This window comes from Synechococcus sp. OH2 (assembly GCF_047462155.1).
Taxonomy (GTDB): Bacteria; Cyanobacteriota; Cyanobacteriia; order Thermostichales; family Thermostichaceae; genus Thermostichus.
The window spans coordinates 30,619-32,493 of sequence record NZ_JANSIR010000083.1 but is presented as its reverse complement, the minus strand read 5'-3'; the positions used below and the strand labels follow the sequence as shown (position 1 = coordinate 32,493).

General features: G+C 62.0%; 1 protein-coding gene and 1 pseudogene. One reads left to right on the top strand and one right to left on the bottom strand.

The genetic code is table 11. The features are described 5' to 3' along the window. The coding region (gene purH, locus NW835_RS07585; RefSeq protein ID WP_414414952.1) for a bifunctional phosphoribosylaminoimidazolecarboxamide formyltransferase/IMP cyclohydrolase at positions 1 to 1,514 on the bottom strand (1,514 nt) is incomplete at its 3' end. A 165-nt stretch (positions 1,515 to 1,679) separates the two neighbouring features. Here purH and NW835_RS07580 point away from each other — a divergent pair. After that, positions 1,680 to 1,875: pseudogene (locus NW835_RS07580) on the top strand (MotA/TolQ/ExbB proton channel family protein); the annotation flags it as partial.

The following is a 1,875-nucleotide window of genomic DNA, read 5'->3' as shown; positions in this document are numbered from 1 at the left end:
ATGATGGCGCGGATCCCGGCACGGGCTGCCGCCTCCACGCTGTCGGCAAAGGGGAAAAAGCCGTCGCTGGCCAAAACCGCTCCTGCCGCCTGTGAGCCGGCCTGGCGAAGGGCAATCTCGACGGCACCCACCCGGTTCATCTGGCCTGCCCCAATGCCGAGAGTCTGCCCCTGCCGGGCAACGACGATGGCGTTGGATTTGACGTGTTTGCAGACTATCCAGGCAAACTCCAGATCCGCCCACTCTTCCAGTGTCGGCTGGCGCTCGCTCACCACCCGCCAGGAGGGTTGGCGAACGGATCCCTGCAGCCGGTCGGCTTCCTGCACCAGAAAACCCCCAGCCAAGGTGCGGAGGCTTTGGGTTGGCCCAACCTCAAAGTCCGGCAAAACCAAAAGCCGCAAGTTCTTTTTGGCTGCCAGTTGCTCAGCCGCCTCAGAGGTGCAGTCCGGGACAACCACGCACTCCAAAAAAGGCTCCGCCAGGCGCTGGGCAGTCTCCCTGTCCAAAGTTTGGTTGAGGGCAACGATGCCCCCAAAGGCGGAGACGGGATCGGCAGCCAAAGCCGCCTCAAAAGCGGCAGCCAGGGTTGGGCGAACGGCTACCCCACAGGGGTTGTTGTGCTTGACAATCACCGCCACCGCTGGCTTAGGGCCGTTGCCAAGCCCTAGGCTGAGTTCTGCTGCCAGGGCGCGAGCCGCCTCCAGATCCAGCAGGTTGTTGTAGCTCAGCTCTTTCCCCTGCAACTGTTTGGCCCGATGCCAACCGGGAGCAGCCGCATCCACCACATACCAGGTGGCGGCTTGGTGAGGGTTTTCTCCGTAGCGCAAGCGCTGCCAAGGGATCCCTTGCAGTTGAAAAACCTCTGCGGCAGCGGCTGCAGGAGCTGGAGGTGGAGAGGAGTGGGACAGCTCGGAGCGGGCCAGGTAGTGGACAATGGCGCGGTCGTAGGCCAACACCTGCTCAAAGGCGCGGCGGGCGCACTGGAAGCGAAAGGCCAGCCCCTCCGCCTCGCTGGAGGAGCTAGAGAGCAGTTGCAAGTACTGAGGGTACTGGCTGGGATCGGTGAGCACGGTAACGTGGGGATAGTTTTTGGCTGCCGCCCGCGCCAGCGTGGGCCCGCCGATGTCAATCTGCTCGCAAGCCTCCTCCAGCGACACCCCTGGCTGAGCCACCGTCTGCTCGAAAGGATAGAAATTGACCACCACCAACTGGATGGGAGGGATCCCCAGGGCCTCCAGATCCGCCCGGTCTTCGCGGCGCTCCAGGCGGGCCAAAATGCCCCCGTGAATGCGGGGGTGCAGCGTTTTCACCCGTCCCCCCAAGATCTCCGGCGCGCCGGTATGGTCCGAAACAGGGGTGACCGGGATCCCGGCCTCTAAAAGCGCCTTGGCGGTGCCTCCGCTGCTGAGCAGTTGAAAGCCGTGCTCCTGCACGAGGGCCTGAGCCAGCGGGATCAGGCCAGTTTTATCAAAGACACTGAGAAGTGCCAAAGGGGGGAAGGGCTGAGCAGGCATAGGTTGTTGGTTCCCTCAAACAAAAAATACACCAGCAGCCTCTTGATTCCACGCCTTAAATCAGCAGCTTCGCGTCAAGTGGGCAAAAGGGATCCCAGCCCTGCTGAGAAAGTGCTATGACAAGATGAGCGTGAGTTGCCGCTAGAAGGGGGTAATCAGGATCGCATGGATAGAGTCTTGCAGCTCATGATCCAGGGTTGGTACTATTCCATCCCCCTGTTGACGTTCTCGGTCTTCTCGGTTGCCTGTTGCATCGAGCGGGCCTTGTTTTGGTGGAAAGTCACCCATCGGCAGGAGGAGGTGGTGCGACAAGCCCTGAGCCAGTACCGCCGCAACCCCAGGGCCGCCCAGTACCTGCTGG